4 protein-coding genes are annotated in these 3,084 nt (G+C 64.0%); 2 read left to right on the forward strand and 2 right to left on the reverse strand.

From position 1 onward, the window contains the following. Both AC1DYX_RS29910 and AC1DYX_RS29915 read right to left on the reverse strand, forming a co-directional pair. Positions 1-766, reverse strand: a 766-nt coding sequence (locus tag AC1DYX_RS29910) for an MFS transporter (RefSeq protein WP_477265662.1), incomplete at its 3' end; no start/stop codon positions are given. Positions 767-1,091: 325 nt separating this feature from the next. Beyond that, a complete protein-coding gene (locus AC1DYX_RS29915; RefSeq protein ID WP_477265664.1) occupies positions 1,092-1,640 on the reverse strand; it encodes an acyloxyacyl hydrolase in 549 nt (182 codons plus the stop codon). A 140-nt stretch (positions 1,641-1,780) separates the two neighbouring features. Between AC1DYX_RS29915 and AC1DYX_RS29920 the strand changes: the two genes are divergently transcribed. Both AC1DYX_RS29920 and AC1DYX_RS29925 read left to right on the forward strand, forming a co-directional pair. Beyond that, positions 1,781-2,692: an NAD(P)-dependent oxidoreductase gene (locus AC1DYX_RS29920; RefSeq protein ID WP_477265666.1), complete on the forward strand. Its 912-nt coding sequence runs from the start codon at positions 1,781-1,783 to the stop codon at positions 2,690-2,692. A 51-nt stretch (positions 2,693-2,743) separates the two neighbouring features. Further along, positions 2,744-3,084, forward strand: a 341-nt coding sequence (locus AC1DYX_RS29925) for a helix-turn-helix domain-containing protein (RefSeq protein ID WP_477265668.1), incomplete at its 3' end; no start/stop codon positions are given.

Below are 3,084 nucleotides of genomic sequence, written 5' to 3' on the forward strand. Positions count from 1 at the left end.
GCAGCAGTGGGAACTGGTTCAGGCTCGCATGCCAGGCATACGCGGCCAGCAGCGCGATGGACAACGCCAGCATCAGGCCGGCGGTTATCGGGTCGAGCGTGTGCTCGCCGAACACTTCCAGCAGCCACGACAGGATCGCCGTGCCCGAGCTGAACAGGATCAGCCCGATCACGTCCAGYGGGCGCGGGTCGGCGCCGCGGTAGTCCGGCATGTGGCGCCAGACGAAGTACAGCGCGAGCAGGCCGACCGGCACGTTGACGAAGAAGATCGCGCGCCATGAGGTCCAGTGAACGATCAGGCCGCCGACGGTCGGGCCGAGCAGCGGGCCGATCAGCGCCGGCAGGATCACGAAGCTCATTGCGCCGAGCAACTCGTCCTTGGGAAACGTGCGGATGATGGACAGCCGCCCCACCGGCATCATCATCGCCCCGCCGAGACCCTGCAGCAGCCGGGCCGCCACCATCATCGGCGCATTCAGCGACAGCCCGCACAGCACCGACGCCAGCGTGAAGATCGCGATCGCGGTGCCGAACACGCGCTTGGTGCCGAAGCGGTCGGCCATCCAGCCGCTCACCGGGATGCCCACGGCCAGGCTGAGGATATAACTGGTGACGACGGATTTGAGGCTGAGCGGCGTAACTTGCAGGCTGGCCGCGATGCTGGGAACGGCAGTGTTGACGATGGTGGCGTCGAGCTGCTCCATGAACAGGGCAGTGGCCACCAGCCAGGGGAGGTAAGTCTTGACGTTGGCGTTGGTATCGCTCATCGGGATCATCAATCGCGACGCACGGGGCAGGCGTCGCCCGTCCCGATTGTCACATAAATCTCATCACCCCGACTTGTACCGGACACCCGAGAAMATTCGGGGTCAGAGCACATTTTTAAGCAAATTCGGGGTCAGAGCGATTTTTTGAACAATGGTTCGCGGGCCAGCGTACACGGCGACCACCAGACCAGAACAACAACGTCGAAGCCGGGGCGCCGCCKCCGCAGGCACCGTGTGCTTGACGATGTCTACGAAACCTTGCGCGAAAAAGTGCTCTGACCCCGAATTTTGCGGGAAAAGTGCTCTGACCCCGAATTTATGTGGATCAGTAGTGGTACGCGGCCTTCAGCATGAACAGATTGACGCCGCCGTTCGGATGCTTGATCCCGCCGTTCGAATAATGCTGCAGGCGCGCGCCGATTTCCCATTTATTGTCGAACACATAGCCGACGCCGACGTGGTCGGCGAATTCGAATGCGGTCGACAGTTGGCGATGCGTGTTGCGGTACACGCTGGAGAACAGGCTGACGCCGATGCCGGCATCGGCGTACAAGCCGAGCTTGTCGGCGGACTCCCAGCGAAATACCGGCGTCAGGCCGACGACGGCCAGGTTCTTGCGGTTGCCCGGCTGGTCCAGCCACTGGTTGGCGCGCCAGTAGGCGATGTTGGCATCCCAGTAGCCGTTCAGGTGGTAGCCGCCGGTGGCGAACCAGTCCTTGTTCCAATCTTTTTGCGCCGCGAGGCGCAGGACCTGCACGTGTTCACCACCGCCGGCTTCGATGGATGCCGAATCCATCAGGCCGGCGGCGGCCTGACCCGCTTGCGCGACCGACAATGCGGCCAGGGCCGCCAGGGAGCTGAAAATCTTTTTCATTGGGAACCTTGTGTGTGTAAAAGTGAAGCCGTGCAAGCGTAACGGCCGCAGTCAAACCACTATTGTAGCGGGGTCGGTGGCGGCACGTGGTCGGGCTGTCAATTGCTAAAATGGGATGCATCTTCAATCCAGAGGGAACAATGACTTTACCGACAGTGGCATTGCTCGGCATCGGCCTGATGGGTAGGCCGATGGCGACGCGGCTGGCCCAGGCCGGCTATCCGCTGCGCGTGTGGAACCGCACGGCAGCCAAGGCCGAGGCGCTCGCCGCGACGGGCGCCCAGCCCTGCGTCGACCTGCACGACGCCGTGCGCGGGGCCGATATCGTGATCTCGATCCTGGAGGCGGGTCCGATCGTGGACCAGGTCATCGACGCCGCCATCCCGGCACTGACGCAAAATACCTTGTGGATCGACATGAGTTCCACGCGCCAGGACGAGGCCCTGGCCTGCGCCGCGCGTTTACAGCAAGCCGGCTGCCGCTTCATCGACGCGCCCGTGTCGGGCGGCGTGGGCGGCGCGGAGGCGGGCCAGCTCGCCATCATGGCCGGCGCCGCGGCGGACGACTACGCGCAGGCCGAACCGGTGCTGCGCGTGCTCGGCAGCCCGAAAGCCGTCGGCCCCGTCGGCAGCGGCCAGGTGGCCAAGCTGTGCAACCAGTTGATCGTCGGCGCCACGATCAATGTCGTGGCGGAAGCGTTGCTGCTGGCGCAGGCGGCCGGTGCTGATCCGGCTGCCGTGCGMGAGGCCATCCGCGGCGGTTTCGCCGGCAGCCGCGTGCTCGAGGTACATGGCCAGCGCATGCTCGAGCGGAACTTCCTGCCGGGCGGGCAAGTGAAAACGCAGTTGAAGGACCAGCACAACATCCTCGCCGCGGCCGGCAGCGCCGGCGTCACGCTGCCGGTCACGGAACTGGTGACGCGGCAGTACGAATCCATCGTGTCCGACCTGCCGGCGGCCGATCACGCGGCGGCGCTGATTGCGCTGGAGCGGATGAATCCCGGGAAGCGCCTGACGGACGGGCCCGACCGCTTACCGGAGCCCGCGCCGTAACGCGTTACTAACCTTCTAGAAAGTAATGTTAGTTCGTAATATAATGCTTGCATGAAATGCAAACGAACTTCTGACGGGCGAAAACTGGATCACCACTCGCTTCAGGTGATGCGCCAGCAGGCGATCAAAGCGGTGCGCGAAGRCCAGTCGGTGGCGAACGTCGCGGCCGCTTATGGTGTGAACGCCACCACGGTGTTCCGATGGCTGGCGAAATTTGCCGATGGGGGCCAAAACGCACTGCTGGCCAAGCCGATTCCGGGCCGCCCTCCCAAGGTCAGCACCGAGGAGATGCGCTGGATTGCCTTGGCGGTGAAGGACAATACGCCGCAGCAGTTCAAGTTCGAATTCGGGCTGTGGACGTTGCCGCTGATGCGTGAAGTGATCAACCGCCA

The sequence above is a fragment of the Massilia sp. P2_C2 genome (assembly GCF_056404615.1).

What these genes read in the sequence shown, in the direction of transcription:
- AC1DYX_RS29915 (WP_477265664.1), bottom strand. Translation starts at nt 1,640, where the DNA reads ATGAAAAAGATTTTCAGCTCCCTGGCGGCCCTGGCCGCATTGTCGGTC.